This window comes from Streptomyces sp. Ru72 (genome assembly GCF_002920635.1).
Taxonomy (GTDB): Bacteria; Actinomycetota; Actinomycetes; order Streptomycetales; family Streptomycetaceae; genus Streptomyces.
Genome location: NZ_PQSR01000015.1, coordinates 92238 through 117913, shown reverse-complemented (window position 1 = coordinate 117913; position 25676 = coordinate 92238). Strand labels below are relative to the sequence as shown.

The following is a 25676-nucleotide window of genomic DNA, read 5'->3' as shown; positions in this document are numbered from 1 at the left end:
CGCCGCCGGCGAGACCGCCACCGCCGACAGCGAGGAGACCTCCAAGGGCAACACCGCCGCAAGGGCCGTCGACGGGTCCACCGTCACCCGCTGGTGCGCCGGCGACGGCGACACCGGCCACTGGCTCAAGGTCGACCTCGGCTCCACCCGCTCCCTGACCGGCACCCGCATCGCCTGGGAGAAGGACAGCACGAACTACCGGTACAGGATCGAGGGCTCCACCGACAACAGCTCCTGGACGACTCTTGCCGACCTCACCGCGACCACCAGTACCAGTCAGGTACAGATCGCCCTGTTCAGAGCGCAGGCGCGTTACGTCCGGGTCACGGTCACCGGGCTGCCCTCCGGGGTCTGGGCGTCCATCCGCAACCTGGAGGTCTACGACCGGCCCTTCACCGCGGACCTGGGCACGTTCAAACTGGTCAACCGGAACAGTGGCAAGGTGATGGACGTCAGCGGGGCCTCCACCGCCGACGGCGCCTCCGTCATCCAGTGGCCCTGGAGCGGCGGAACCAACCAGCAATGGAAGCTGCTGCCGAACACCGACGGCTCGTACCGCCTGTCCAACGTCAAGAGCGGCAAGGTTCTGGACAGCCCGGGCGGTTCCACGCAGGGCGCGGCCCTCGACCAGTGGACCGACACCAGCAGCGACAACCAGTGGTGGAAGCTGGTGCCCTCGTCGACCAGCGGCTACTACCGGCTCGTCGACGTCCGCAACGGCTGGTGCGCCGACGTCAAGGACGCCTCCACCGCGGACGGCGCCACGATCATCCAGTGGCCATCCACCGGGGCGGCCAACCAGGACTGGCAGATGGTCGCCCTGTAACCGTCCGTCGAGCCTCGCCCCCGCCGCCCGGACGCGGCGCATCGTCGCGATGATGTCGTCGACTGCCGGGGCCAGGTGCCGAGCCCGGTCCTCGTCCTCCTCGGCCGGGTTCGGGGCGAGGTCGAGAACGACCCGCGGTCCGCCGTGCGCCGCGGACGGGGCGCGGCCGCGGGCAGGCCGTAGTGCTTCCGGAGACTGCTCCCGGTCACACGTCAGGGGCCCTCCGAAGAGAGCCCCTGATCTGCGGAAACGTCCGACATCTCTGTCGGGACGACAGGATTTGAACCTGCGACCCCTTGACCCCCAGTCAAGTGCGCTACCAAGCTGCGCCACGTCCCGTCGCGCTCCCGGATGTTCTGCGGGAGCGCGCAGGTAAACCCTACCGCACTGGTCTGAGGGGCCCTCGTCCGGCCGTCCGCGCCGACTGCCGGCCGCCGCCCGTGGCGCCCTACTCCGGCGGCGTCGGCGTGTCGTGGGTGCGGTACATCGCCTGGACGTCCAGTTCCAGTTGCACCGTCGGTCCCACCACCGCGATGCCCCGGGCCAGCATGGAGCGCCAGTTGAGCGTGAAGTCCTCGCGGTGCAGCTCCGCCTTGGCCAGGGCCGCGCAGCGCAGTTCCTCGCCGTAGCCGCCGTTCACCATGCCGAGGTACGTCGTGTCCAGCGCCACCGACCGGCTCACGCCGTGCATCGTGAGGGAACCCTGCAGCGTCCACTTGCTGCCGCCCCGGTACGCGAAGCGCGTGCTGGTGAAGTCGATGTACGGGAAGCGCTCGACGTCCAGGAAGTCGGCGGACCGCAGATGGTTGTCGCGGGTGTTGTTGCCGGTGTTGATGCTGGAGGCGTCGATCCGGACGTGGACGCGGGACTGCGTCATGTCCTGGGCGATCTGGATGCCACCGTCAAAACGTTCGAAGCGGCCGTGGACGTTGGCCATGCCGACGTGCTTGGCGATGAAGCGGATCGCCGTGTGCGGCGGGTCGAAGAGCCAGCCGCCCGGCATCGGCAGCTGCTGGGCCTCGGCCGGCTGCAGCCAGATCCGCTCGGTGCGCGCCGCCGTGCCCGCCACGATCTCGACGGTCTCGCGGTGCGGCTTGAGGCCCTCCGCCGCGACCAGCAGGCTGTAGTGGCCGGGCGGCAGCGCGGCGAGGAAGAAGCCGTACGGGTCGGTCGTGCCACGGGCCGCGACGCGGTGCGTGTCCAGGGCGGTGACGGTGACGTCCGCGGACGCCATCGGCGAGCCCATCGGGTCGGCGATCTCGCGTGCGACGGCACCCGCGCCGGGCGGGAGGGGGAGCGAGAGGCCCGCCGCCTCGGCTGAGGCGCCCCGGGGCCGCCGACGCCGGAGCAGTGCGAGGGCCATGATGTTCACCTTTCTTCACGGTGGCGCGGCCGTGCGAGCGGCGGCTAGGGGCACGCCGAAGCGGCCGCGCCTGCATGCGGTCCCCCCTTCTCGATCTTGGGTCGGACCGCGCCGCCGCGGGTGTCTCATTACGAGACAGTTGATGCGACCGGGTGCCAGCGCCGTCGTGCGGGCCTCTATGCCGCGGCGGTCTCGGGTCGCCGTCCCTCGTAGGCCGCTCTCAGCACGCCCCGCACCCCGTCCGCCGTCACCGGGCGCGGGTTGGCGTACGGCTGGGCCGTCACCTGCGCGGCGGCCGCCGTCACGTCGGGCTCCGCCAGGCCGAGTTCGGCGAGGGAGCGCGGCGCGCCGAGGCGTCCGCCCAGCTCCCACAGGGCGCGCGCCACGTCCTCGGCGCCGAGCGCCCGCCGCAGCGCGGCCACCGCCTCGGGGGCCGCGGGCGCGTTGTGGGCGAGGACGTACGGCAGCACCACCGTGTGCGTCTCCGCGTGCGGCAGCCCGAAGGTGCCGCCCAGTACATGGCACAGCTTGTGGTGCAGCCCCATCGTGGTGGCGCCGAGGCAGGCCCCGCACAGCCACGCCCCGTACAGCGCGCGGCTGCGCGCCTCGAGGTCGCCCGGGTCCGCGACGAGCAGCGGCAGCGCCTCGGCCATCGCCCGGGTGCCGTCCTCCGCCATCAGCTGGACCAGCGGGGAGGTGTCGGGGGCGTACAGCGCCTCGACGGCGTGGGCGAGCGCGTTGATGCCGCTGGTCACGGTGAGCGGTACGGGCAGGGAGAGGGTCAGTTCCGGGTCGTAGACGACGCTGCGGGGCTGGACCTGCGGATCGCGGCCGGTGCGCTTGGCCCCGTGTTCGGTCAGCCCCCACACGGGGGTCATCTCGGAACCCGAATAGGTCGACGGCACGGCGATCAGCGGCAGCCCGGTGCGCAGCGCGATCGCCTTGCCGAGGCCGATCGCGGAGCCGCCGCCGACCGCCACGCACCCGTCGGCCCCGGCCGCCCGCGCCGCCTCCACGCCCCGGTCGGCGACGTCGGCCGGTACGTGCATACGCGCCTCGGCGTGCAGTCCCGCGCAGGCGTCGCCGAGGGCGTCGGCGACCGCCCGTGCGGTGGGCTCGCCGCGGCTGCCGGAGATCACGAGCAGCCGCCGCAGGCCCAGGCGCGCGGCCTCGTCCGGAGTCGCGGTGACGGCGGCGCCGGGCCGGAAGACGACCCGCACGGGCCGCGTCTCGTAGGTGAAGTCGGTGGTGAAGGTCATGTCGCACGCTCCAGGACGAGGTCGAAGCGGGCCTGCCGGAACGGGTTGGGTACCCCGAACCTCCGTGCCTGGGACAGGTCGTCGGTGACCGTGAAGTCCTGCACCAGGCTCTTCTTCACCGCGAAGACGGCATCGGAGTCCAGATAGTCGCTGCCGGCCACGAAGATGTGCGTGGTGACGGGGGTGTGTCCGTCGGCGGCGGCGATGAAGTGGATGTGTGCGGGGCGGTACGGGTGCCGGCCGGTGGCCCGTAGCAGTGCGCCGACCGGGCCGTCGGTGGGGATGGGGTACGGGGCCGGTACACAGGTGCGGAACCAGAAGCGGCCTTCGGTGTCGGCGGTGAAAAGGCCGCGTCCGTTGCCCGCGGGCTGGAGGTCCGGCTGCTGGACGTCGTAGTGGCCGTCGGCGTCGGCCTGCCACACGTCGAGGACGGCGCCCGGCAGGGGTGTGCCGTCCTCGGAGAGCACCCGGCCGCTCACCACGCACGGCTCGCCGCCACCCACCAGGTCGATGTCGTCGCCGAGTTCACGCACCGGCGACTCGGTCATGTGGAAGGGGCCGAGGACGGTCGACTCGGTGGCGCCCGGTGCGCGGTGGCCGTTCAGGGTCTCGACGAGCATGGAGACGCCGAGGACGTCCGACAGCAGGATGAACTCCTGACGGGTGTCCGTGCAGGTCTGCCCGGTCGCCGTCAGGAAGCCGACGGCCTTCTCCCACTCCTCCTGGGTGAGTCGCGTCTCGCGCACGAAGGCGTGCAGGTGGCGGATCAGGCCCGTGAGCAGCTCGCGGAGCCGGGGGTCGGCGGTCGCGCCGAGACTGGCGACGGCCTCCTCGGTGACGGTGTCCTGTGCGGCGGTGCTGTCGATGGTCATGCCGTGCTCCTCGTCGTCCACGACGTACCTGTCGCTTCCTCCATGATCCCGCGTTCAGGCGTGTCCGAGGACGCGCCGCAACGCCTCGGACAGCAGTTCAAGGGCGTCCGGGGCGGCGGACGCGTGCCGGAAGGCGACGAACCCGTCGGGGCGCACCAGCAGGGCGCCCGCGTCGGAGATCTCGCGCAGCCGTGCCCAGTCGCCGTAGGGGTCCTCGTATTCCTGGCCCGGGCCGATCACCACCGTGGCGATCTCGGTCTGCTGCGCCTTCGCCGCTCGCACCCAGCCCTCGCCGCCGATACCGGTGAGCAGGGTGAAGCGGCCCTTGCCGACCGTGTCGAGGGTGGACAGGGCACGGGTGCCGGAGGTGATCCAGGCGTGCGGGAGCCTGGCGCCGGGGCGGGAGGAGGGCTGGTGGTACAGCTCGGGGTCGCGGGTGAAGCCCGGGTCGGGGGTGCCGTCCGGGACGATCGCGTCGGAGACGTAGCGCTGGTTGAGGTCGACGCCGTGCGCGTTGAACTCGTACACCTTGAAGGCGATCGCCTCGCGCAGCTTCACGCGCTGTTTCTCGGCGGCCTCGGTGGCCTCCTTGCGTGCGGCGATGTTGGCCCACAGCTGCTCGGGGGTCTGCGGGGACAGCCCGTCGAGCGCCTCGAAGACGGGCGCGGTCTCGCCGATGGACTGGTTGGCGCGGGTGACGATCTGCTTGCCGACGGGGGCGCGCTCGGCGGTGTAGGAGTCCAGCAGCTTGGGGCTCGCCGTGCCGTCGAGGACCAGCTTCAGCTTCCAGGCCAGGTTGTAGGAGTCCTGGATGGAGGTGTTGGAGCCGAGGCCGTTGGACGGCGGGTGGCGGTGCACGGCGTCCCCGGCGCAGAAGACACGCCCGCTCGAGTAGGTCTCCGCGTACATCTCGTTGACGGTCCACGCGGAGGACGACTTGACGGTCACCGGTATCTCGTCGTCGCCGACCAGCTTGCGGATCACGGACTCGGCGTACTCGGTGGTCAGGTCGGGGGCGCCCGCCTCGACGTCGTAGCCCCACACGATGAGCCACTCGGTCCAGGGGCGCACGCAGCGCACCAGTCCGGCGCCGATGCCGCCGACCGTCGCTCCGGGTGCGAGGACCCAGTAGAGGGTGGAGGGGCGGTGGGCCGTGTACTTCGTCAGGTCGGCGTCGAAGACGATGTTGATGCTGCCGGCGACCCCCATCTGACCGCCCATCGGCAGGCCCGCGTCCTCGGCGACCCTCGAGCGTCCGCCGTCCGCGCCGATCAGGTACTTGGCACGGATCTCGTAGGTGTCGCCGCGCAGCCGGTCGCGGACGGTGGCCGTGACGCCGTCGGCGTCCTGGGTGTGGGAGAGGTACTCGGTCTCGAAGCGCAGCCGGGTGCCGCGGGCGACGGCCGCGTTCACGAGGACCGGCTCCATGAGGTGCTGCGGCATGTCGCACATACGGGTGGGGCCGGCGAGTTCGTGCGCGGCCTGCACCAGCGGGTCGTTGCCCCAGGAACGCACCCGGCCCAGTTCCTCCCCGGCGAGGCTGGTGCAGAAGGTGGTGTTGCCCATGAGGTGCTGCGGGGTGGCCTGCCGGATGACGTCCTGTTCGACGCCGAGGTCGCGCAGCACCTCCATCGTGCGCTGGTTGGTGATGTGCGCGCGGGGCGTGTCGGCGAGGCTCGCATAGCGGGTCACGACGAGGTTGGGCACGCCGTAGGTGCTCAGGGCGAGCGCGGCCGAGGCACCGGCCGGGCCACTGCCCACGATCAGAACGTCGGTCTCGACGACGGTGGACACGGGGTGCTCCTGACGGGGGAACGGACACCAGGTGTTCATGATCATGGACCTGCGCGAGGGCGTGCGGGTGTCTCATTACGAGACATTGCGGCCGTCCGGTGCGCGGAACAGGGGCAGTTGTTGCCGTTTCAACCGAACCCGCTACGGTGGGTGCGTTGTGACCACGACAGAGCACTCCCTCGCCGGCCCCGCGCTCGCCCCGCTGCGTCTGGCACGCGAGCGATTCCTGGCGGGGCGTCCGCTGCCCGACGGCATACCGGAGGAGGTCGTCGCCGCCTGGCGGCGTGCGCGGTTCTTCGGAGTGCCGCACGACCTGAAGGAGCCGTCCGCCGATCCGGTGCATCCGGTGGAGTCCGCGCTGCTGGATGCGGCCCGGCCCGTGCTCGAACGGATCGCCCCCGCGCTCGGACGCGGACGGTCGGCCCTCGTTCTCACCGACGAGCGGCTGCGGGTGCTGTGGACGGCAGGGAGCGTGGCCGCACTCGCCCCCTGGCCGGATCTGTCGGAACGCGCGGTCGGCCACAACAGCGCGGCGCTCGCCCTGCGCACTCGGCGGCGGGCCGAGGCCCACGGGCCGGAGCACTTCCTCGACCGGTGGCAGGACGTGTCGGCGGTCAGCGTCCCGGTGTCGGCGCCCAGAACCGGGCAGACGCTCGGCACGGTGACCGTGGCGTCACAGCTGTGCGCCGGATGCCCGCCGCATCCGGGCGCGGCACTCGCGGAGGCGGCCGCCGCGGCGGTGGAGGCCGAACTGCTCGCCCGGGCACGGCCGCCCGAGCGCGTCCTGCTGGACGCCTATCTGCGGGCGGCGCACCGGCCGGACGCCGCGGTGGCCGCGCTGGACGGCCTCAGCCGCCTGGTCAACGGGGCGGCTGAGCGCATGCTGACGCCGGAGTCCCTTCAGGCCCTGGAGCGCACGGCGGTGGCGGTACGGCACCGGGAGGACGTGCCCGCCGACGCCGTCCTGCCCGAGGGCGCGGGCTGCACCGCACGGATCACTCCGGTATGCCGGGACGGCGCGGCCATCGGCATCGTGGCCGTACTGGAGCCGCTGGCCGATGCCCCACCGCCGGCGCCGCGCCCGGCCGTCGCCCTGGTCGGCCGCTCGGTCCCCTGGCGCCATGCCGTCGGGCGCGCCGTCGAGCTGGCCCGCTCCCGGGAGCCGCTGCTGCTGACCGGTGAGCGCGGCACGGGGAAGACCGCGCTCGCCCGGGAGCTGCTGGGCGAGCGCGCCACACGGGTGGTCGACGCGGCGGAGAACGGGGAGCTCGACCGCGCGCTCGGCGAGCTGGCCCGGGGCCGCCCCCTCCTGCTCCGCCACGCCGAACGGCTCGCCCAGTCCGGTGTGGCCGCCCTCAACACCCTGCTCGACGCGCACCCCGAGGCACCGCTGCTGGTCACCCACACGCCCGGCGCGCCGCCCGGCCCGTGTCTCCAGCGGCTCCTCGACACGCTGGCCGCCCGCTCGGTCACCCTCCCCGCGCTGCGCGAGCGCCCGGAGGACATAAGGGAGTTGCTGCCCGCGCTGGCCCCGCGGCCCGCACCCGGCCGACCGCCGCTGACCTGGGCGCTGGACGCCCTGCGCGCCCTGGAGCGGTATCCGTGGCCCGGGAACGTGACCGAACTCGCGCATGTCGTACGGGCGCTGGCGGAGCACCGCCGGGCGTCCGGGCCGGTCCGCCGTGCCGAGCTGCCGGACCCCGTGCGCGACGGACCCGCCATCCGTCCGCTCAGCCCGATGGAGCACGCCGAGCGCACCACGATCCTGGAGGCGCTGCGCCGCCACGGCGGCAACAAGGCGCGTACGGCGGCGGCACTCGGCATCGGCCGCGCGACGCTCTACCGCAAGCTGCGCGGGTACCGGGGCTGACCGCAACGTCGTTGCAACGTGGCCCGTGCTGGGATCGTGGCGTGACCATGGACATGATTCCGCGCGTGGAGCTGACCCCCGCGGCCGCCGAACTGGTGCGGCGGCTGCGGGAGGTCCACGGGCCGCTGATGTTCCACCAGTCCGGCGGCTGCTGCGACGGCAGCGCGCCCATGTGCTACCCGGAGGGCGAGTTCCGCACCGGCGGCTCGGACGTGCTGCTCGCGGAGCTGGAGGTCGACGGGGTCGGCGAACCGGTCGGTTTCTGGATGTCCCGAAGCCAGTACGAGGCGTGGAGCCACACCCGGCTCATCGTGGACGTGGTGCCGGGCCGTGGCAGCGGCTTCTCCCTGGAAGCACCCGAAGGAGTGCGTTTTCTCATCCGTTCCCGCGTCGTCGACGCCTGAGCACCGCGCGGAACACCGCCGTCTGGTGCACTTCCCCCGAGTCCTGCGGAAGTTGACGACTTAAGGGGGAGCTGTGACGCGTCACGACAGACGGTTCCGAGTCGTACTGACGGCTCTGCTGGCATGGAGCGCACTGGCCGGTGCCGCCCTCGCGGGGGCCGCACCGGCCAGTGCCGCGCCGGGCGCCCGGAGGATCGCGCCGGGGGTCCAGTACAGCGAGTTCGACATCTCCGCGGCCCACGGGGTGACGCGCGCGCACCTCGTCACCGTGGACCTGCGCGATCCGCGGGTACGGGTCGACCTGCTGCATCCGCGCGCCGTGGCCGCCCGCGCCACCGTCTCTCAACTCGTCGGCGCACAGCGCGCGGTGGCGGGGATCAACGGCGACTTCTTCAACATCACCGAGACCCAGCATCCGTGGGTCCCGGCGACCGGCTCGGCGGTCGGCCCGGCCGTCGCGAGCGGGCACACGCTCAAGGCCGCCGTGCCGTACGGGCAGCGCTTCGGACCGGCCCTGCCGCCCGGCACGAGCACCGAGGACGTGCTCGGCGTGGGCACGGACCGTACCGCGCGCCTGGACCGGCTCACCCTCGACGGCTCCGTGACCACACCGGGCGAGCAGCTGCCGCTGCGCGGGCTCAACCAGTACGCGCTTCCCGAGGGGTCGATCGGGGCGTACACCTCGGACTGGGGCAGCGTCTCGCGGCTGCGCGCCGTCTGCGGGACCGACACCGACCGGGGCGCGCCGTGCAGCACGGACTCGTACGAGGTGACCATCCGGGGCGCCGGGTCTCCGCCACGGCCGATCATCCGGGCAGCGGCCCCGTCGCGGCAGGCAGCACGGTGCTGGTGGGCCGTGAAGCGGGGGCGCGTCAGCTGCGCAAGCTCTTCAAGGGCGAGAAGGTCCAGGTGCGGCACCGGCTGGTGGCGGCCGCGTCCGGGGTTCCGTACCGCTTCGCCGTCGGCGGCTTCCCGGTGCTGCGGCACGGCACGCCGCTGCCCGGCCTCGACGCCACGACGTCCGCCGTGCGCACCGCGGTGGGCGTCGAGGACGGCGGCCGCCGCCTGCTCCTGCTCGCCCTGGACGGCTCGGCCGCCCATCGCAGCGGCCTCACCGTCTCGGAGGTCGCCCGGACCTTGCGGGGGCTGGGTGCCACGGACGGGTTCAACCTGGACGGCGGCGGGTCCACGACCTTGGTCACCCGGTCGCCGGACACGGGCGCGGTGAGCGTGCGCAACCACCCGAGCGGAGGAGCCGAACGCCCCGTCCCGGACGGGATCGGCGTGTTCAGTTCGTGAGCGTCAGGGGCGCAGGCTGCTGACGATCTGCGCGGTCGCCGCGAGCCCCTGGTGGATGGTCGGGGCCATGCTGGTGCTGGCCAGGAAGAAGCCGAGCAGGATGCAGACCAGCGCGTGCGAGAGCTTCATCGCGCCGTTGCGCAGGAAGATCACCGCAATGATCAGGAGCAGCAGCACCACCGAGATGGAAACGGCCATCATCATCCTCCTCCGCCACGCCCACTTCGCGGCTTTCGGCCGCAAGTGTGGCGTAGCCAAGGGTTCATCCGGGCGGCTGACGTGTCCGCCGAACGTGTGGTTCTGCCCCCTCTCGCGGGCGTCGAGGAGAGCCTTTGAGTCGCGGCAGGGTCGTCAACGCGCGCATGCGTGAAGCCCGCCCCAGGCGGGACGGGCTTCACGCACGGTGGATCAGGGCGACTGGAGGTCGACCAGTTCGGCAAGTACCGCGCGGTGCGCTCCCGCCGTGCCGCAGGCGATCGAATCGGCCTTGGCCCGCTTCAGATACAGGTGGACCGGGTGCTCCCAGGTCATGCCGATCCCGCCGTGCAGTTGCAGGGCCTCCTCGGTGACGCGTACGGCGACCGGGGAGGCGTAGGCCTGCGCGACGGCCACCGTGACGTCGGTGTCCTCGCCTGTGGCGAGCGCATCGGCAGCCGCCCGTGCGGCGGCCCGGAGGCCCGCGACCTCCAGCCAGAGCTGGGCGAGCCGGTGCTTGAGCGCCTGGAACCCGCCGACCGGCCGGTTGAACTGCTTGCGCTCCTTCAGATAGCGGACCGTCTCGGTCAACGCCCAGTCGGACGCACCCAGTTGCTCGGAAGCGAGCAGTCCGGCCGCGGCACGCAGGGCTCGTCGCACGGCGGGTTCGGCGTCGCCGACACGGCGGCCGGGCGCCCCGTCGAGGGAGACGGTGGCGAGCGGGCGGGTCAGGTCAAGGGAGACCTGCGGCGTGACGGTCACGTCGTCGGCGTTCACGGCGTACAGGCCACCGTCGTCGGCCGGGACCAGCAGGACGTCGGCGACGGCGGCGTCGGCGATGCCGGTCAACTCACCGTGCAGGGTGCCGTTTTCCAGCCGAGCGGTCTTCGCCACGGCACCTGGAGCGGTGTGCAGGCCGACCGCCAGGGCGCCGATCGCGCGTCCTGAGGCCAGCCGGCCCAGGAGCTCCTCGTCACCGCAGACCAGCAGGGCCTCGGTGGCCACGACCGCGCTGGTGAGGTACGGCACGGGGGCGACGGCCCGGCCCAGTTCCTCCAGCACCACGGCGACTTCGCGGTGCGAGGCGCCCTGGCCGCCCAGTTCCCCGGGCACCAGCAGGCCGGCGAGGCCCATGCCGTCGGCGAGCGCCTTCCAGGCCGCGAGGTCGTGCGGGGCGCCGGACTCGGTGCGCGCGATGACGCCGGGCGCGTCGCAGTGGTCGGCGAGCAGGTCCCGCACGGCGGCGCGCAGCGCCTCTTCCTCCTCGGAGTAGAGAAGATCCGTCATCGGGCGAGGTCCTTCCATGCGACGTCCTTGTCGGTGCGCGGCTCGGCGGGCAGGCCGAGGACCCGCTCGGCGACGATGTTCAGCAGGACCTCACTGGTCCCGCCCTCGATGCTGTTGCCCTTGGCCCGCAGATAGCGGTAGCCGGCGTCGCGGCCGGTGAAGTCGACCAGCTCGGGGCGGCGCATGGTCCAGTCGTCGTACAACAGGCCCTCCTCAGCGCGCAGTTCGACCTCCAGGCCGCTGATCTCCTGGTTGAGGCGCGCGAAGGCGAGCTTCATGCCGGCGCCCTCGGGGCCGGGCTGCCCCGCGACGAGTTGCTGGCGCAGGCGTTCCGCGGTGAGCCGGGACACCTCGGACTCGACCCACAGCTTCAGCAGCCGCTGATGCAGGTCGTGCGTGCGCAGTTCGGGGCGTTCGCGCCAGGTCTTCGCGACCGGGCCGATCATGCCGCCCTCGCGGGGCAGCCGCATGCCGCCGATGGCGACGCGCTCATTGTTGAGGGTGGTCTGGGCGACCCGCCAGCCGTCGCCGACCTCGCCGAGGCGGCGGGAGTCGGGAATGCGGACGCCGGTGAGGAAGACCTCGTTGAACTCGGCCTCGCCGGTGATCTGGCGCAGCGGCCGCACCTCGACACCCGGGTCGGTCATGTCGCAGATGAAGTAGGTGATGCCCGCGTGCTTGGGCACGTCGGGGTCGGTGCGGGCGATGAGGATGGCCCAGCGGGCGACGTGGGCGCTGGAGGTCCACACCTTCTGCCCGTTGACCACCCAGTCCTCACCGTCCCGGACGGCGCGGGTGCCGAGCGCGGCGAGGTCGGATCCGGCGCCGGGCTCGCTGAACAGCTGGCACCACACCTCCTCGCCCGTCCACAGCGGCCTGAGGTGGCGCCGCTTCTGCTCCTCGGTTCCGTAGCGCAGGATCGTCGGCGCGGCCATGCCGAGCCCGATGCCGTTGCGGCGCGAGTCGTTGTCGGGGGCATCCGCGGCCTCGAGCTCGGCGTCCACGACGGCCTGGAGGTGGCGGGGCGCACCGAGCCCGCCGAGGCCCTCCGGGTAGTGCACCCAGGCGAGTCCGGCGTCGAAGCGAGCCCTGAGGAAGTCGAGGCGGTCAGTGGTGGCCGGAGGATACTCGGCCAGCAACTCCTGCGTACGGCGGCGCAGTTCGGCGGCGTCGGTCATGCGGCGGCTCCGTTCTCCAGGACGACGGCGACCCTGCCGGTCGTCACGCCGTCGGCCACGCGCTGCACGGCGGTCGCGGCACCGCTCAGCGGGACACGCTCGCTCACCAAGGGCTTGACGACGCCGCGGGCGGCCAGCTCGGTGAGCTGTTCGTGGCAGTGCTGGACCAGCTTCGGGTTCTTGGTGTTGTACAGGCCCCAGTGCAGGCCGAGGATCGAGTAGTTCTTGACAAGTGCGTGGTTCAGCCCCGGGCTGGGGATGGACCCGCTGGCGAAGCCCACGACGACGATCCGGCCCTCGAAGGCGACGACCTTCGCCGACTGCGCGTAGGCCTCCCCGCCCACCGGGTCGTAGATCACGTCGGCGCCCCGGCCGCCGGTGGCCTCCTTCACCGCGGCGACGACGTCCTCGGCGCGCCGGTCGATCACCACGTCGCAGCCCAGCTCCCGGGCGACGGCCGCCTTCTCCGCGCCCCCGACGACGCCGATGACCCTCGCACCGGCGGCCTTGCCGAGCTGCACGGCCGCGCTGCCGACCCCTCCTGCGGCAGCGTGGACGAGCAGCGTCTCGCCGGCTTCCAGAGCGGCCCGGCGGTGCAGACCGAACCAGCCCGTCTGGTAGCCGATGTGCAGGGCGGCGGCCTCGGCGTCGTCGAGGGAGTCCGGGGCGGGCAGCAGGGCCGCGGCGTCCGCGACCGCGTACTCGGCGAAGCCGCCGTACGGCAGCGCCGGGTTGGCGATCACGCGGCGCCCGTCCTCGGTCTCGCCGCAGATCTCCACGCCCGGCGTGAACGGCAGTGGCGGCCGGACCTGGTACTGCCCGCGGCACAGCAGCGCGTCCGGGAAGTTGACGTTGGCGGCCCGTACCTTCAGCAGGACCTGGCCGTCACCGGGCGTGGGCCGCTCCACCTCCGCGAGGCGCATCACCTCACCGGGCTCACCGTTCTCGTGCACGTGCCATGCCTGCATGCGGGGCCTCCACCGACTGCTCTGTCCGACCGGGCTCGTCGCATACTAAGCGGTCGCTTGCCCATAGGGAACAGTCGGATGCGTCACGAACGCGCGGGCCGCGCCCGTACATGCATCCGCTCCCCCTGCGGCCCGAACAGGCTGAGGAACTCCACCGGCCCCTCCCCCGTCGACCCGAACCAGTGCGGCACCCGCGTGTCGAACTCCGCCGCCTCCCCCGCGGTCAGCACCACGTCGTGCTCACCCAGCACCAGCCGCAGCTTTCCGGACAGCACGTACAGCCACTCGTAGCCCTCGTGCGTCCGCGGATCGGGTGCCTGCTTGCGCTGCGGTTCGAGGACCTTGAACGCCTGGAGGCCTCCGGGCTGCCGGGTCAGCGGCCAGTGGGTGCGGCCGCCCCGGACGATCGGCTTGGCGCGCACCCGCGGATCCCCCACCGGTGGCGCGCCCACCAGCTCGTCGAGCGGTACCTGGTGGGCCTGCGCGATCGGCAGCAGCAGTTCGAGGCTGGGTCTGCGCAGGCCCGACTCCAGCCGGGAGAGGGTGCTGACGGAGATGCCGGTGGCCTCCGACAGCGCCGCGAGCGTCACCTCCCGCTCCTTGCGGATGCGTCGCAGCCTCGGGCCCACGCCCGCGAGAACGTCGTCGGTACTCATGGCTGCATTGCAGTTTCGGCAAACGTGTTTGTCAATGCCGCAGCATCGGGCGGTTTCGCGGCCGACCGCGAGAGACGAAGGTGTAGGCAGGCCGCCCGGGGTGCACCATGACTGCATGCTGCTGAGCCGGCTCGCCCGTGTGTCCCAGGAGGTCGCCGCCACGTCGGCACGGTCCCGGAAGATCGCGCTGCTCGCCGAGCTGTTCCGGGCCGCCGACGCGGACGACGTGCCGATCGTCATCCCGTATCTGGCCGGACGTCTGCCCCAGGGGCGGCTCGGCATCGGCTGGAAGCTCCTCGACCAGGCGGTACCGCCGGCCGAGGAGGCCACGCTCACCGTGCGGGACGTGGATGCCCGGCTGACCCGGATCGGCTCGGTCACCGGCACCGGCTCGCAGGCGGAACGCAGGAGGCTGGTCGGCGCGTTGCTGGCGGCGGCCACCGCCGAGGAGCAGCGGTTCCTGTTCGGGCTTCTCACCGGGGAGGTGCGACAGGGGGCGCTGGACGCCCACGCCGTGGAGGGACTGGCCGAGGCGACGGGCGCCGACGCGGCGGACGTACGGCGGGCCGTCATGCTCGCCGGATCGCTGCAGACAGTGGCGCGGGCCCTGCTCGCCGACGGCCCTGCGGCCTTGGAGGCGTTCCGGCTCACGGTCGGCCGGCCGGTGCTGCCGATGCTGGCGCAGACCGCGCCCTCGGTCGCCGAGGCCGTCCGGAAGCTGGGCGCCTGCGCCGTCGAGGAGAAGCTCGACGGCATCCGCGTCCAGGTCCACCGGGACGGCGACGAGGTACGCATCCACACCCGGACCCTGGACGACATCACCGACCGCCTGCCGGAGATCACCTCCGCCGCCCTTGAGCTGCGGGGCGAGCGGTTCATCCTGGACGGCGAGGTCATCGCCCTGGACGAGGACGGCAGGCCGCGCTCGTTCCAGGAGACCTCGGGGCGTGTCGGCTCCCGGGTGGACGTGGCGACGGCCGCCGCGTCCGTCCCCGTCTCCCCCGTCTTCTTCGACGCGCTGTCCGTGGACGGCCGGGACCTGCTGGACCTGCCGTTCACGCACCGCCACGCCGAGCTGGCCCGGCTGGTCCCGGAACCCATGCGGGTCCGGCGCACGCTCGTGCACGACCCGGGCGACCCGGGGGACATCGCCGCCGCGGAGGCCTTCCTCACCGAGACGCTGAAGCGCGGACACGAGGGCGTGGTGGTCAAGGCGCTCGACGCCCCCTACAGCGCGGGCAGGCGCGGCGCGTCCTGGCTCAAGGTGAAACCGGTGCACACCCTCGACCTGGTGGTGCTGGCCGCCGAGTGGGGCCACGGTCGCCGTACCGGCAGGCTGTCCAACCTCCACCTCGGCGCCCGCAACCCCGACGGCTCCTTCGCGATGCTCGGCAAGACGTTCAAGGGCATGACGGACGCGATGCTCGCCTGGCAGACGGAGCGGCTGAAGGAACTGGCCGTCGAGGACAACGGCTGGGTGGTGAAGGTACGGCCCGAACTCGTGGTCGAGATCGCGTACGACGGGCTGCAGCGCTCCACCCGCTACCCGGCCGGCGTCACGCTGCGCTTCGCCCGGGTGGTGCGCTACCGGGAGGACAAGCGCCCCGAAGAGGCAGACACCGTGGAGACGCTGCTGGCCGCCCACCCGGAGGTGGCGCCGTGAGCGGGAGGAGCAGGCGCAGCGCGGGTCTGCTGCTGTTCCGGCGCACCGACCACGGTCCGGAGGTCCTGCTGGCCCACATGGGCGGCCCGTTCTTCGCCCGCCGTGAGGCCGGCGCGTGGACCGTGCCCAAGGGCGAGTACGACCCCGACGAGCCGTCCTGGGACGCGGCCCGCCGTGAGTTCCAGGAGGAGCTGGGGCTGCCGCCGCCCGACGGGGAGGCCGTCCCGCTCGGCGAGGTGCGCCAGAGTGGCGGCAAGACGGTCACGGCCTGGGCGGTCGAGGCGGACCTCGACCCGGCGGCGATCGAGCCGGGCACCTTCACGATGGAGTGGCCGCCGAGGTCGGGGCGCCTGGAGGAGTTCCCGGAGGTGGACCGGGTGGCGTGGTTCGGCCTCGACCGGGCCCGGGAGGTGATCGTGAGCGCGCAGCGGGAGTTTCTGGACCGGCTCGCGGAGCACTCGGGCGTGGGTGGTGTCCGATGACACCGGGACAACGCCGCCCGCGTTGCGGTCCCCACCGCCGCGCGGGAAGGTCGAAGCAAGCCTTTCCAGGAGGTCAGCCATGCCCATCGCCACCGTGAACCCGGCGACCGGCGAGACGCTCAAGACGTACGACGCCCTGGGCGCGGAGGAGATCGAGCGCCGGCTCGCCGCCGCCGAGGCCGCGTTCCGCACCCATCGCACCACGACGTTCGCCGAGCGGGCGCTGCTCATGCGCAGGGCGGCCGACCTGCTGGAGGAGGACCAGCAGGACATCGCCCGGGTGATCACCACCGAGATGGGCAAGCCGGTCAAGCAGGCCCGCGCCGAGGCCGCCAAGTGCGCCAAGGCCATGCGCTGGTACGCCGAGCGCGCCGAGGAACTGCTCGCCGACGAGGAGCCCGCCGACGTCGACGTGAAGGACTCGGGCGCCTCCCGGGTGATCGTGCGCTACCGGCCGCTCGGCCCGGTGCTCGCCGTGATGCCGTGGAACTTCCCGCTGTGGCAGGTGATCCGGTTCGCCGCGCCCGCGCTGATGGCGGGCAACGTGGGCCTGCTCAAGCACGCCTCCAACGTCCCGCAGACCGCCCTCTGCCTGGAGGACCTGTTCCGCCGGGCGGGCTTCCCCGAGGGCTGCTTCCAGACCCTGCTGATCGGCTCCGGTGAGGTCGAGAAGGTGCTGCGCGACCCGCGGGTCAAGGCGGCCACGCTCACCGGCAGCGAGCCGGCGGGCCGGTCGGTCGCCTCGGTCGCCGGGGACGAGATCAAGAAGACGGTGCTGGAACTGGGCGGCAGCGACCCGTACATCGTCATGCCGTCCGCGGACCTGGACCGGGCCGCGCAGGTCGCGGTGACGGCCAGGGTGCAGAACACCGGGCAGTCCTGCATCGCCGCCAAGCGGTTCATCGTGCACTCGGACGTGTTCGACGCGTTCGCCGAGCGGTTCACGGCCGGGATGAAGGCGCTCAAGGTGGGCGACCCGATGGACGAGGAGACCGAGGTCGGGCCGCTGTACAGCGAGCGGGGCCGGGCCGACCTCGAGGAACTCGTCGACGACGCGGTGGAGGCGGGGGCGACGGTCCTGTGCGGCGGCGAGCGACCCGACCGACCCGGCTGGTACTACCCGCCGACCGTCCTCGCCGACATCACCCCCGAGATGCGGATCCACCGCGAGGAGGCGTTCGGCCCGGTGGCCACGCTGTACCGGGCCGCGGACCTCGACGAGGCGGTGGCGATCGCGAACGACTCACCGTTCGGACTGAGTTCGAACGTCTGGACCCGCAACGGGACCGAAGTGGACCGTTTCGTGCAGGACCTGGAGGCCGGCGGGGTGTACGTCAACGGGATGACGGCGTCCCACCCGGCGTTCCCGTTCGGCGGGGCCAAGCGCTCGGGTTACGGGCGCGAGCTGGCCGAGCACGGAATCCGCGAGTTCTGCAACATCACCACGGTGTGGCACGGGGCGTGAGCGTCACGCGGTTACGATCGCCTCTGTGAACCGCGAAGTGACCCTGCCTCTGATCGTCGACGACCGCGGGACCTTGCAGGTGGCTGCCGCCGATGTGAGCAAGTTGCTGCGCAGGCTGGGCGGTCGATGGGTGCGGCTTGTGGAGGAGGGGGACCAGGGGTTGGACGAGGACACGGTGGCCGCGCTGGCCATTGAGCTGGCGAAGCTGGCGGACCGGATCGACGTCGCGTGCATCGCGCACAGCAGCGGTTCGTAGGGCCGCCCGGAGCCGCTGCGGTCAGCCCTTGCCGTCCAGTTCCCACAGCGCGTGCCAGAAACCGGTCTCGTGGTTCTGGAGCAGGCGGCCGTAGCGGTGGGCGCGCTCCTCGTTCAGGCGGTCCGCGTCAAGAGCCTCCTGGACCGCCGCGCTCGCCTTTCGGTCCAGGTCCGGGGACGGCTCCGCGAACAGGTCGAAGAAGGCGCAGGCCTCGTCGGTGAAGCCGTAGTGGCTCCGTAGTGCCTGCGCGATCCTGGCGCAGTAGTCGCCCCAGGTCGCGAAGTTGGCGCTCAGGGCCAGGACGACGTCGGCCGGTTCCCCGTTCAGGGCCAGCCAGGCCACGTAGGCGGCGTACCCCTGGCAGTCCGCCATCGGCTCGTACCCGGCCGGCTCCGCCTCCCGGCAGGCGGCGGCGTACGCGCCCAGACGGTCCTGAGCCACGGCCTCGGCCTCGGCGAGAGCGGTGAAGAACTCCGCGCACGCCGGCTGGTCCCGGCAGCGCTCGGCGAGGTGCTGGAAGGCTCGGCGGTCGGAGGCGATCACATCCCGCTGTTCGGCGGCCAGGGCGGCGAGCGTGGCGGGCCGGGCCGCCCCGCGGGCGATCAGCGGAAGCAGCCGGTTGGCGTGCGGATCGGGGGCGAGCGTCTCGGTGGCCGTCTCCAGCAGTTCCCTGGCCGTTCGTGTCATCGGCGCTCCTTCTCGTAGGACGGCTCAGACTACGGTCTGCGACTTCACGCACACACCTCGTCACTGTACGTCCACCACTGGATCGGAGTAGCACCGCGAGATATCCCCGCTGCGCCGGGTGATCGTGGGTGGACCACCCGCGTACGGGTGACGAACCCCCTTCCGCCGGGGGACGAAGAGTCCTCCGCCAAGGCGAAAGAAGGCGCGCTCCATGGCGACTCTGTGCAAGCCCGCGGTTTCTGTCCCGGAACACGTGATCACGATGGAGGAGACGCTGGACCTGGCGCGCTCCCGCCACCCGGACCACCCCCAACTCCCTCTTGCGCTGCGGCTCATCGCGAACACCGGGGTCAAGACCCGGCACATCGTGCAGCCCATCGAGGAGACCCTGAAACACCCGGGCTTCGAGGAGCGCAACAACCTCTACGAGGCCGAGGCGAAGGCCCGCGTGCCCGCGGTGGTGCAGCGGGCGCTGGACGACGCCGAACTGCTCACCACCGACATCGACGTGATCATCTACGTGTCGTGCACCGGGTTCATGATGCCCTCGCTGACCGCGTGGCTGATCAACTCGATGGGCTTCAGCACCGACACCCGGCAGATACCCATAGCCCAGTTGGGCTGCGCCGCCGGCGGCGCGGCCATCAACCGGGCGCATGACTTCTGCACGGCGTACCCCGACGCCAACGCCCTCATCGTGGCCTGCGAGTTCTGCTCGCTGTGCTACCAGCCCACCGACCTGGGCGTCGGCTCGCTGCTGTCCAACGGCCTGTTCGGCGACGGCATAGCGGCGGCGGTCGTGCGCGGCAAGGGCGGCACCGGCGTCAAGCTGGAGCGCAACGCCTCGTACCTGATCCCGAAGACCGAGGAGTGGATCGCGTACGACGTCCGGGCCACCGGATTCCACTTCCTGCTGGACAAGCGGGTGCCCACCACGATGGAACCGCTCGCCCCGGCGCTCGACGGACTGGCCAGGCAGCACGGCTGGGACGCCTCCGAGCTGGACTTCTACATCGTCCACGCGGGTGGCCCACGCATCCTGGACGACCTGAGCAAGTTCCTGCACGTGCCGTCGGAGGCGTTCCGGTTCAGCCGGGCCACGCTCACCGAGTACGGCAACATCGCGAGCGCCGTCGTCCTGGACGCGCTGCGCCGGCTGTTCGAGTCGGGCGGTGCCGAACACGCGGCGCGCGGGCTGCTGGCCGGTTTCGGACCGGGCATCACGGCGGAGATGGCGCTGGGCCGCTGGCACATCTCCGGGAACGGGAAGAAATGAGATGACCACCGACACGGACGACAGGCGCCGCGCCGCGCCCGAGGGGACGAGCGGCGGGAGCCTGCCGCCGGTCCGCCCCTGGCCCGCCCTCCACCCACCCGGCCCGGACTTCGGTCCGGACCTGGCCGAGCTGATGCGCGAAGGCCCGGTCACCCGGGTCGGGCGGCCCGACGGCGAGGGCTGGGCCTGGCTCGTGACCCGGTACGACGATGTGCGTGCGGTCACGAACGACCCCCGGTTCGGCTGTGAGCCGGTCATGGACGGTCGGCCGGTCCGGCTCGCCCCGCACGTCGTCCCGCAGCGGGACGCGGTCGCCTTCCCGCACCCACACGACCCTGCCCGGCCGCGCCGCTCGGTCGCCGCGGCCTTCACGGCACGCGGCGTCGAACGGGTGCGGGAGACGGCGCGGCGCATGCTCGACGAGCTGGTCGACGAACTGCTCCAGGACGGGCCGCCCGCCGACCTCACGGCGACGGTCCTCGGCCCCTTCCCCGGCGCCGTGATCTGCGAGCTGATGGGGGTCCCGGCCGCCGACCGGAACGACATGCGCACCTGGACCCGGCTCATCCTCTCCCCCGCGCACGGCACGAAGGCCGGCGAGCGGGCCAGGGACGAGATGAGCGCGTACTTCACCGGCCTGATCGGCGCCCGTGAGGGCGGCAGCGGCGAGGACGTCGTCTCGCTGCTCGGGGCCGCCGTGGGACTCGGTGAGGTGGCACTCGACGAGGCGGCCGGCCTCGCGGTACTGCTGCAGATCGGCGCGGAGGCGGTCACCGACCACACCGGCCGGCTGTTCCACCTCCTGTTGACCCGACCCGATCTGATCGAACGTCTGCGGACCGAGCCGGCGATCCGCCCGCAGGCCGTCGACGAACTGCTGCGCTACATCCCGCACCGCGACCCCGTGGGACCGCCCCGCGTGGCGACGCAGGACGTGGAGGTCGGGGGTGTACGGATCCGGACGGGCGAGGCGGTGTATGTGTCGTACGCGGCGGCGAACCGCGACCCGGGCGTCTTCCCGGACCCGGAGACGATCGACTTCGCGCGCTATCCGAACCCCCATGTGGCGTTCGGCTCCGGCACGCACCGCTGCCCGGGCGGCATGGCGGCCAGGCTGGCGTCCGAGATGCTGCTGGACGCCCTCCTGGACCGGGTGCCGGGGCTGCGGCTCGCGGTGCCGCCCGACGAGGTCTGGTTCCGTGAGGGCGCGCCGACCCGCGGGCCCGAGGCCCTTCCCGTGACGTGGTGAGCGCTCATGACGACGACTGACAGACCAGTGGCCACGGAGGGACTGTTCGTGCCGCCGGGTCACGGACGCGTGGTGCGGACTCCGGCCCAGCACGTGACGTTCAAGGTGACGGGATCGCACTCGCGCATGGCATCCACGTTCGAGGTGATCGTGCCGCCTGGCTTCGACGTCGGTGCCCATGTGCACACGCGCAGCGAGGAGCTGTTCTACGTGCTCGAGGGCGAGCTGGACGTGCTCGCCTTCGAGCCACGCGTACGGACCCCCGACAACTGGCAGAAGTGGGAGTCGAGCTCGGGCCGCCGGGTGCTGCGCGCCACCCCGGGCACGGTCATCGTCGTACCGCCCGGCTGCCCCCACGCCTTCGCGAACCCGACGGAGACCCCGGCGAAGATGTTCTTCCAGGCGTCCCCGCCCCCGGACCACGAACGCTACTTCGAGGAGCTCCTGGAGATCCTGGGCAACGGGGGCCCGCCGGACCAGGAGGCGATCGAGGCGCTGCGGAGGCGGTACGACATCGAGCAGCTGACGCCGCTCAAGCACCGTTAGAGCCTGTAGGGGCTCTTAGAGCCTGTGGGGGGCTCTTAGCGAATGGGCATGCCCGCGAGTGTCCGGGCGATCACCAGGCGCTGGATCTCGCTCGTGCCCTCGAAGATCGTGTAGATGGCCGCGTCCCGGTGCATGCGCTCCACGGGGTAATCCCGGGTGTACCCGTTGCCGCCGAGGATCTGTATCGCCTGCGCCGTGACCTTCTTCGCCGTCTCACTCGCGAACAGCTTCGACATCGACCCCTCGGCAGCGGTGAACGGCTTGCCGTTGATCGCCATCCACGACGCCCGCCACACCAGCAGCCGCGCCGCGTCGATCTGCGTCCGCATGTCCGCGAGCTGGAAGGCGACGCCCTGGTTGTCGATGATCGGCCGCCCGAACTGCTCGCGCGTCCTGGCGTAGTCGAGGGCGACCTCGTAGGCGGCGCGGGCGGTGCCCACGGCCATCGCGCCGACGGCCGGGCGGGAGGCCTCGAACGTGGCCATCGCCGCGTTCTTCACGCGCTCTCCGCCGTTCCTGGCCTTCTCCCGGGCCCGGGCGAGCCGCTCGTCCAGCTTCTCCTTGCCGCCGAGCAGGCAGGAACCGGGGACACGGACGTCGTCGAGGATGACCTCGGCGGTGTGCGAGGCGCGGATGCCGTGCTTCTTGAACTTCTGGCCCTGGGCGAGGCCCGGCGTGTTCGGCGGGATGATGAAGGACGCGTGACCCTTGGAACCCAGCTCGGGGTCGACGACCGCGACCACGACGTGGACGTTGGCGATGCCGCCGTTGGTCGCCCAGGTCTTGGTGCCGTTGATCACCCACTCGTCCTTGGCCTCGTCGTACACGGCGCGCGTGCGCATGGAGGCGACGTCGGAGCCGGCGTCGGGCTCGGAGGAGCAGAAGGCGGCCACCTTGACGTCGTTGGCGTCGCCGTACATCTGGGGGATCCAGGTGCCGATCTGCTCCTCGGTGCCGTTGGCGAGGACGCCGACGGCTGCGAGTCCGGTGCCGACGATCGACAGGGCGATGCCCGCGTCGCCCCAGAACAGCTCCTCCATCGCCATGGGGATGCCGAGACCCGTGGAGTCGAAGTACTGCTGGGCGTAGAAGTCGAGGGAGTAGATGCCGACCTTCGCGGCCTCCTGGATGACCGGCCAGGGAGTCTCCTCACGCTCGTCCCATTCGGCGGCCGCGGGGCGGATGACATCGGCGGCGAAGCCGTGCAGCCAGTCCCGGACCTCCTTCTGTTCGTCGCTCAGCTCCATGGTGAACTCGGCCATGTCCCCTCCAGCAGTGCGCCTCATGTGTTACTTGCGGTAACAGAGTCTGTTACTCGCCAGTAGAAGAAGTCAACTCCCGGACCCGGCCGGGCCGCCTCCTTGGCGAGTCGGCAGCTCGTTCGATACCGACCCGCCTTTCAGTGTTACTTTGCGCAGGCGTCACCGAATCAGGACGGGTGGGGAGAGATGATGGACACCACGCAGCGGACCGATCAGGAGCGGTCCGCCGACCGCCGACGGCGAGAGTTGCTCGAGGCCGCCGACCGAGTGGTGCTGCGCGACGGCCCCGGGGCCTCGATGAACGCCATCGCCGCCGAGGCAGGCATCACCAAGCCGATCCTCTACCGCCACTTCGGCGACAAGGGCGGGCTGTACGCGGCGCTCGCCAAACGCCACACGGACGCGCTGCTGGACTCGCTGCGGGCGGCGCTGGACGCCCCGGCGGACCGGCGCGAGCGCGTGGAGTCCACGCTGGACACGTACCTGGCGGCGATCGAGGCACGGCCGCAGGTGTACCGGTTCCTGATGCATCCGGCGGAGGGCGGCTCGCAGAACGACCAGGGCTTCGACACCGGCCGCCACTCGATCCCGGTGCTGCGCCGCATGGGTGAGGAACTGGCCCAGGTCATCGAGGAACGCCTGGACCTGGGGCCGGACACCCACCAGCTGGCGCGGGTGTGGGGCCACGGCATCGTCGGCATGATGCACGCCGCCGGCGACTGGTGGCTGGGGGAACGGCCTTGCTCGCGGGCGGAGTTGGTGCGGAGCTTGGCGGACTTGCTGTGGGGCCGTCTGGCTGCGGCCGGGGACCGCGTCGGAGGCCCCGGGTTCTGAAGCGCGCCCTTGGGGCGCGGGGAACTGCACGACCAGCCGAAGGCGGCCTGCGGTCGCCGACGCCTCATCGCCCCCACGGCGCTCTCGCGGCCTGCCGCAACACCCTCCGCTTGCGCCACCCCGCCAGGTGATCCACGTACAGACCACCGGCCAGGTGATCGCACTCGTGCTGCAGGCACCGGGCGAACCACCCGGTGCCCTCCACCCGCACCGGCTCTCCACTCACCGTGAACCCCTCGACGACCGCCCGGTCGAACCGCTCCGTCCCGGCCTCGAGCCCCGGCAGGGACAGGCACCCTTCCGGCCCCCGGATCACCACACCGTCCGCCTCCACGAGCCGTGGATTCACCACATGGCCCAGGTGACGCACGTCTTCGTCGTCCGGACAGTCGTACACGAACACCCGCAACAACTCACCGACCTGATTCGCGGCCAGACCGACGCCCTGCGCGGCGTACATCGTCGCGAACATGTCCTCGACGAGCCGGGCGAGTTCGGGTCCGAAGTCGGTGACGTCCCCGCACGGCTCGCGAAGTACACGGTCGCCGAGCACGGTGATGGGCCGGACACGCCCTCGGGCGCCCGGGATGGTGCGATGTGGCATGCCGGCAAGGGTACGGTCGGCAGGGTCGCGCGGGCGCCTGGGTGGTGCCGCGGTTCGGGGGCGTGCGGGGATCTCGATAGGCTGAGGCCCACACGTTGCCGGAACAGGGCGCGGCGCTGTACGCAAGGAGGATCGAGAACTGATGGCAGGCAACTCGGACCCGCTGACGCCGCGGGCCAAGCTGGCCGTGACCGCGGGCAAGGCGGTCGCTGCGGCATCGCGCGCCGCGGGGCGCGGCAGCGGTTCGGTGATCGGCGGCCGAGTGGCGCTCAAGCTCGACCCCGACCTCCTCGCCCGGCTCGCCCAGAACCTGGACGTCGTCCTGGTCTCGGCGACCAACGGCAAGACCACGACCACCCGGCTGATCGCGGAGGCGCTGCGCGCCGCGGGCCCGGTCGTCTCCAACGCGCTCGGCGCCAACATGCCCGCCGGCATCACCTCCGCGCTGGCGGGCGGCTCCGACGCCAAGTTCGGTGTCATCGAGGTCGACGAGAAGTACCTCGCCGGGGTCGCCCGCGACACCGACCCGAAGTGCATCGCGCTGCTGAACCTCTCCCGCGACCAGCTCGACCGCGCCGCCGAGACCCGTATGCTCGCCGAGAACTGGCGTGAGGGCCTGGCCGGGTCCAAGGCCGTCGTCGTCGCCAACGCCGACGACCCGCTGGTCGTGTGGGCCGCCTCCTCCTCGCCCAACGTGATCTGGGTCGCCGCCGGCCAGATGTGGAAGGACGACGCCTGGTCCTGCCCGTCCTGCGGCGGTGTGATGCAGCGCCCCGGCGACGACTGGTACTGCGGCGAGTGCGGCTTCCGCCGGCCGACCGCCAGCTGGGCGCTGTCCGGGGACCACGTCCTCGACCCGCACGGCTCCGCCTGGCCCATCCACCTCCAGCTGCCGGGCCGCGCCAACAAGGCGAACGCCGCCACCTCGGCCGCGGTCGCCGCCGTGTTCGGCGTGCCCCCGCAGGTCGCTCTGGAGCGCATGTACCAGGTGCAGGCGGTGGCCGGGCGCTACGACGTCGTCCAGTTCCAGAACCGCGACCTGCGCCTGCTGCTGGCGAAGAACCCGGCCGGCTGGCTGGAGACGTTCTCGCTGATCGACCCGCCGCCGACCCCGGTGATCCTCTCGGTGAACGCGCGCTCGGCCGACGGCACCGACACCTCCTGGCTGTGGGACGTCGACTACACGCGGCTGACCGGCCACCCGATCTTCGTCATCGGCGACCGCAAGCTGGACCTCGCCGTGCGCCTGGAGGTCGCGAACCAGTCCTTCCAGGTCTGCGAGAACCTCGACCAGGCCGTACAGCTCGCGCCGCCGGGCCGGATCGAGGTCATCGCCAACTACACCGCGTTCCAGGACCTGCGCCGCCGCGTCGGCAACTGA

General features: G+C 72.1%; 23 protein-coding genes, 1 tRNA gene and 2 pseudogenes. 13 read left to right on the top strand and 13 right to left on the bottom strand.

The window, feature by feature from the left end; genetic code table 11:
• A partial coding sequence (locus tag C3488_RS10350; protein WP_181138956.1) for an RICIN domain-containing protein occupies nucleotides 1-826 on the top strand: 826 nt, incomplete at its 5' end.
• A 265-nt stretch (nucleotides 827-1091) separates the two neighbouring features.
• Here C3488_RS10350 and C3488_RS10345 read toward each other — a convergent pair.
• The 5 genes from C3488_RS10345 to C3488_RS10325 form a co-directional block, all read right to left on the bottom strand.
• Nucleotides 1092-1165: transfer RNA gene (locus C3488_RS10345), tRNA-Pro, on the bottom strand.
• A 109-nt stretch (nucleotides 1166-1274) separates the two neighbouring features.
• Nucleotides 1275-2189 (bottom strand): YceI family protein, encoded by a 915-nt coding sequence (locus C3488_RS10340; RefSeq protein ID WP_103839053.1) that lies wholly within the window; start codon nucleotides 2187-2189, stop codon nucleotides 1275-1277.
• A gap of 176 nt (nucleotides 2190-2365) precedes the next feature.
• The gene (locus C3488_RS10335; RefSeq protein WP_103839052.1) at nucleotides 2366-3448 is read right to left on the bottom strand and encodes a maleylacetate reductase; all 1083 of its coding nucleotides are present in this window, start codon (nucleotides 3446-3448) and stop codon (nucleotides 2366-2368) included.
• Nucleotides 3445-4320 carry an intradiol ring-cleavage dioxygenase gene (locus tag C3488_RS10330; RefSeq protein WP_103839062.1) on the bottom strand — a complete coding sequence of 292 codons (876 nt, stop codon included), beginning with the start codon at nucleotides 4318-4320 and terminating at the stop codon, nucleotides 3445-3447. Before C3488_RS10330 ends, C3488_RS10335 begins: the two co-directional genes overlap by 4 nt.
• A 54-nt stretch (nucleotides 4321-4374) precedes the next feature.
• Nucleotides 4375-6153, bottom strand: a complete 1779-nt coding sequence (locus C3488_RS10325) for an FAD-dependent monooxygenase (RefSeq protein ID WP_103839061.1) — start codon at nucleotides 6151-6153, stop codon at nucleotides 4375-4377.
• A 118-nt stretch (nucleotides 6154-6271) separates the two neighbouring features.
• Here C3488_RS10325 and C3488_RS10320 point away from each other — a divergent pair, with 118 nt between their 5' ends.
• The 3 genes and pseudogenes from C3488_RS10320 to C3488_RS10310 all read left to right on the top strand — a co-directional run bounded on the left by C3488_RS10320 (nucleotide 6272) and on the right by C3488_RS10310 (nucleotide 9687).
• On the top strand, nucleotides 6272-7984 hold the full coding sequence (locus tag C3488_RS10320; RefSeq protein ID WP_181138954.1) for a helix-turn-helix domain-containing protein: 1713 nt from the start codon (nucleotides 6272-6274) through the stop codon (nucleotides 7982-7984).
• A gap of 47 nt (nucleotides 7985-8031) precedes the next feature.
• A complete protein-coding gene (locus C3488_RS10315; RefSeq protein WP_103839059.1) occupies nucleotides 8032-8388 on the top strand; it encodes a DUF779 domain-containing protein in 357 nt (118 codons plus the stop codon).
• 106 nt (nucleotides 8389-8494) lie between these two features.
• A pseudogene (locus C3488_RS10310) lies at nucleotides 8495-9687 on the top strand (phosphodiester glycosidase family protein).
• Between the two features lie 3 nt (nucleotides 9688-9690).
• Here the strand turns inward: C3488_RS10310 and C3488_RS10305 are convergent.
• The 5 genes from C3488_RS10305 to C3488_RS10285 form a co-directional block, all read right to left on the bottom strand.
• On the bottom strand, nucleotides 9691-9885 hold the full coding sequence (locus tag C3488_RS10305) for a hypothetical protein (protein WP_103839058.1): 195 nt from the start codon (nucleotides 9883-9885) through the stop codon (nucleotides 9691-9693).
• A gap of 210 nt (nucleotides 9886-10095) precedes the next feature.
• On the bottom strand, nucleotides 10096-11169 hold the full coding sequence (locus C3488_RS10300; RefSeq protein ID WP_103839051.1) for an acyl-CoA dehydrogenase family protein: 1074 nt from the start codon (nucleotides 11167-11169) through the stop codon (nucleotides 10096-10098).
• Nucleotides 11166-12347, bottom strand: coding sequence for an acyl-CoA dehydrogenase family protein (locus C3488_RS10295; RefSeq protein ID WP_103839050.1), 1182 nt, complete (start codon nucleotides 12345-12347; stop codon nucleotides 11166-11168). The genes C3488_RS10300 and C3488_RS10295 overlap by 4 nt, the downstream gene beginning before the upstream one ends.
• Entirely contained in the window at nucleotides 12344-13315 is a 972-nt protein-coding gene (locus C3488_RS10290; protein WP_103839049.1) for an NADPH:quinone oxidoreductase family protein, read from the bottom strand. The genes C3488_RS10295 and C3488_RS10290 overlap by 4 nt, the downstream gene beginning before the upstream one ends.
• Before the next feature lie 83 nt (nucleotides 13316-13398).
• The gene (locus tag C3488_RS10285; RefSeq protein ID WP_103839048.1) at nucleotides 13399-13971 is read right to left on the bottom strand and encodes a helix-turn-helix domain-containing protein; all 573 of its coding nucleotides are present in this window, start codon (nucleotides 13969-13971) and stop codon (nucleotides 13399-13401) included.
• A gap of 115 nt (nucleotides 13972-14086) precedes the next feature.
• Between C3488_RS10285 and C3488_RS10280 the strand changes: the two genes are divergently transcribed.
• The 4 genes from C3488_RS10280 (at nucleotide 14087) to C3488_RS10265 (ending at nucleotide 17837) form a co-directional block, all read left to right on the top strand.
• The gene (locus C3488_RS10280) at nucleotides 14087-15634 is read left to right on the top strand and encodes an ATP-dependent DNA ligase (protein ID WP_103839047.1); all 1548 of its coding nucleotides are present in this window, start codon (nucleotides 14087-14089) and stop codon (nucleotides 15632-15634) included.
• A complete protein-coding gene (locus C3488_RS10275) occupies nucleotides 15631-16116 on the top strand; it encodes an NUDIX domain-containing protein (protein WP_103839046.1) in 486 nt (161 codons plus the stop codon). The genes C3488_RS10280 and C3488_RS10275 overlap by 4 nt, the downstream gene beginning before the upstream one ends.
• Before the next feature lie 79 nt (nucleotides 16117-16195).
• Complete coding sequence (locus C3488_RS10270; RefSeq protein ID WP_103839045.1) at nucleotides 16196-17581, top strand: NADP-dependent succinic semialdehyde dehydrogenase; 1386 nt, start codon at nucleotides 16196-16198, stop codon at nucleotides 17579-17581.
• Between the two features lie 25 nt (nucleotides 17582-17606).
• Entirely contained in the window at nucleotides 17607-17837 is a 231-nt protein-coding gene (locus C3488_RS10265; protein WP_103839044.1) for a DUF6213 family protein, read from the top strand.
• A gap of 21 nt (nucleotides 17838-17858) precedes the next feature.
• On the opposite strand, the gene C3488_RS10260 is transcribed toward C3488_RS10265, so the two are convergent.
• A complete protein-coding gene (locus tag C3488_RS10260; RefSeq protein ID WP_103839043.1) occupies nucleotides 17859-18524 on the bottom strand; it encodes a transcriptional regulator in 666 nt (221 codons plus the stop codon).
• 202 nt (nucleotides 18525-18726) lie between these two features.
• On the opposite strand from C3488_RS10260, the pseudogene C3488_RS10255 reads away from it, so the two are divergent.
• The 3 genes and pseudogenes from C3488_RS10255 to C3488_RS10245 all read left to right on the top strand — a co-directional run.
• Nucleotides 18727-19800, top strand: a pseudogene (locus tag C3488_RS10255) (type III polyketide synthase); the annotation flags it as partial.
• Nucleotide 19801: 1 nt separating this feature from the next.
• Nucleotides 19802-21049, top strand: coding sequence for a cytochrome P450 (locus C3488_RS10250; RefSeq protein ID WP_103839041.1), 1248 nt, complete (start codon nucleotides 19802-19804; stop codon nucleotides 21047-21049).
• A 6-nt stretch (nucleotides 21050-21055) separates the two neighbouring features.
• Entirely contained in the window at nucleotides 21056-21595 is a 540-nt protein-coding gene (locus C3488_RS10245; protein ID WP_103839040.1) for a cupin domain-containing protein, read from the top strand.
• Between the two features lie 35 nt (nucleotides 21596-21630).
• Here C3488_RS10245 and C3488_RS10240 read toward each other — a convergent pair whose 3' ends face one another.
• Nucleotides 21631-22857 (bottom strand): acyl-CoA dehydrogenase family protein, encoded by a 1227-nt coding sequence (locus tag C3488_RS10240; protein ID WP_103839039.1) that lies wholly within the window; start codon nucleotides 22855-22857, stop codon nucleotides 21631-21633.
• Nucleotides 22858-23046: 189 nt separating this feature from the next.
• On the opposite strand from C3488_RS10240, the gene C3488_RS10235 reads away from it, so the two are divergent.
• Nucleotides 23047-23691, top strand: a complete 645-nt coding sequence (locus C3488_RS10235) for a TetR family transcriptional regulator (protein WP_103839057.1) — start codon at nucleotides 23047-23049, stop codon at nucleotides 23689-23691.
• Between the two features lie 64 nt (nucleotides 23692-23755).
• On the opposite strand, the gene def is transcribed toward C3488_RS10235, so the two are convergent.
• Nucleotides 23756-24295, bottom strand: coding sequence for a peptide deformylase (gene def / locus C3488_RS10230; RefSeq protein WP_103839038.1), 540 nt, complete (start codon nucleotides 24293-24295; stop codon nucleotides 23756-23758).
• Between the two features lie 142 nt (nucleotides 24296-24437).
• On the opposite strand from def, the gene C3488_RS10225 reads away from it, so the two are divergent.
• Nucleotides 24438-25676: a MurT ligase domain-containing protein gene (locus C3488_RS10225; protein WP_103839037.1), complete on the top strand. Its 1239-nt coding sequence runs from the start codon at nucleotides 24438-24440 to the stop codon at nucleotides 25674-25676.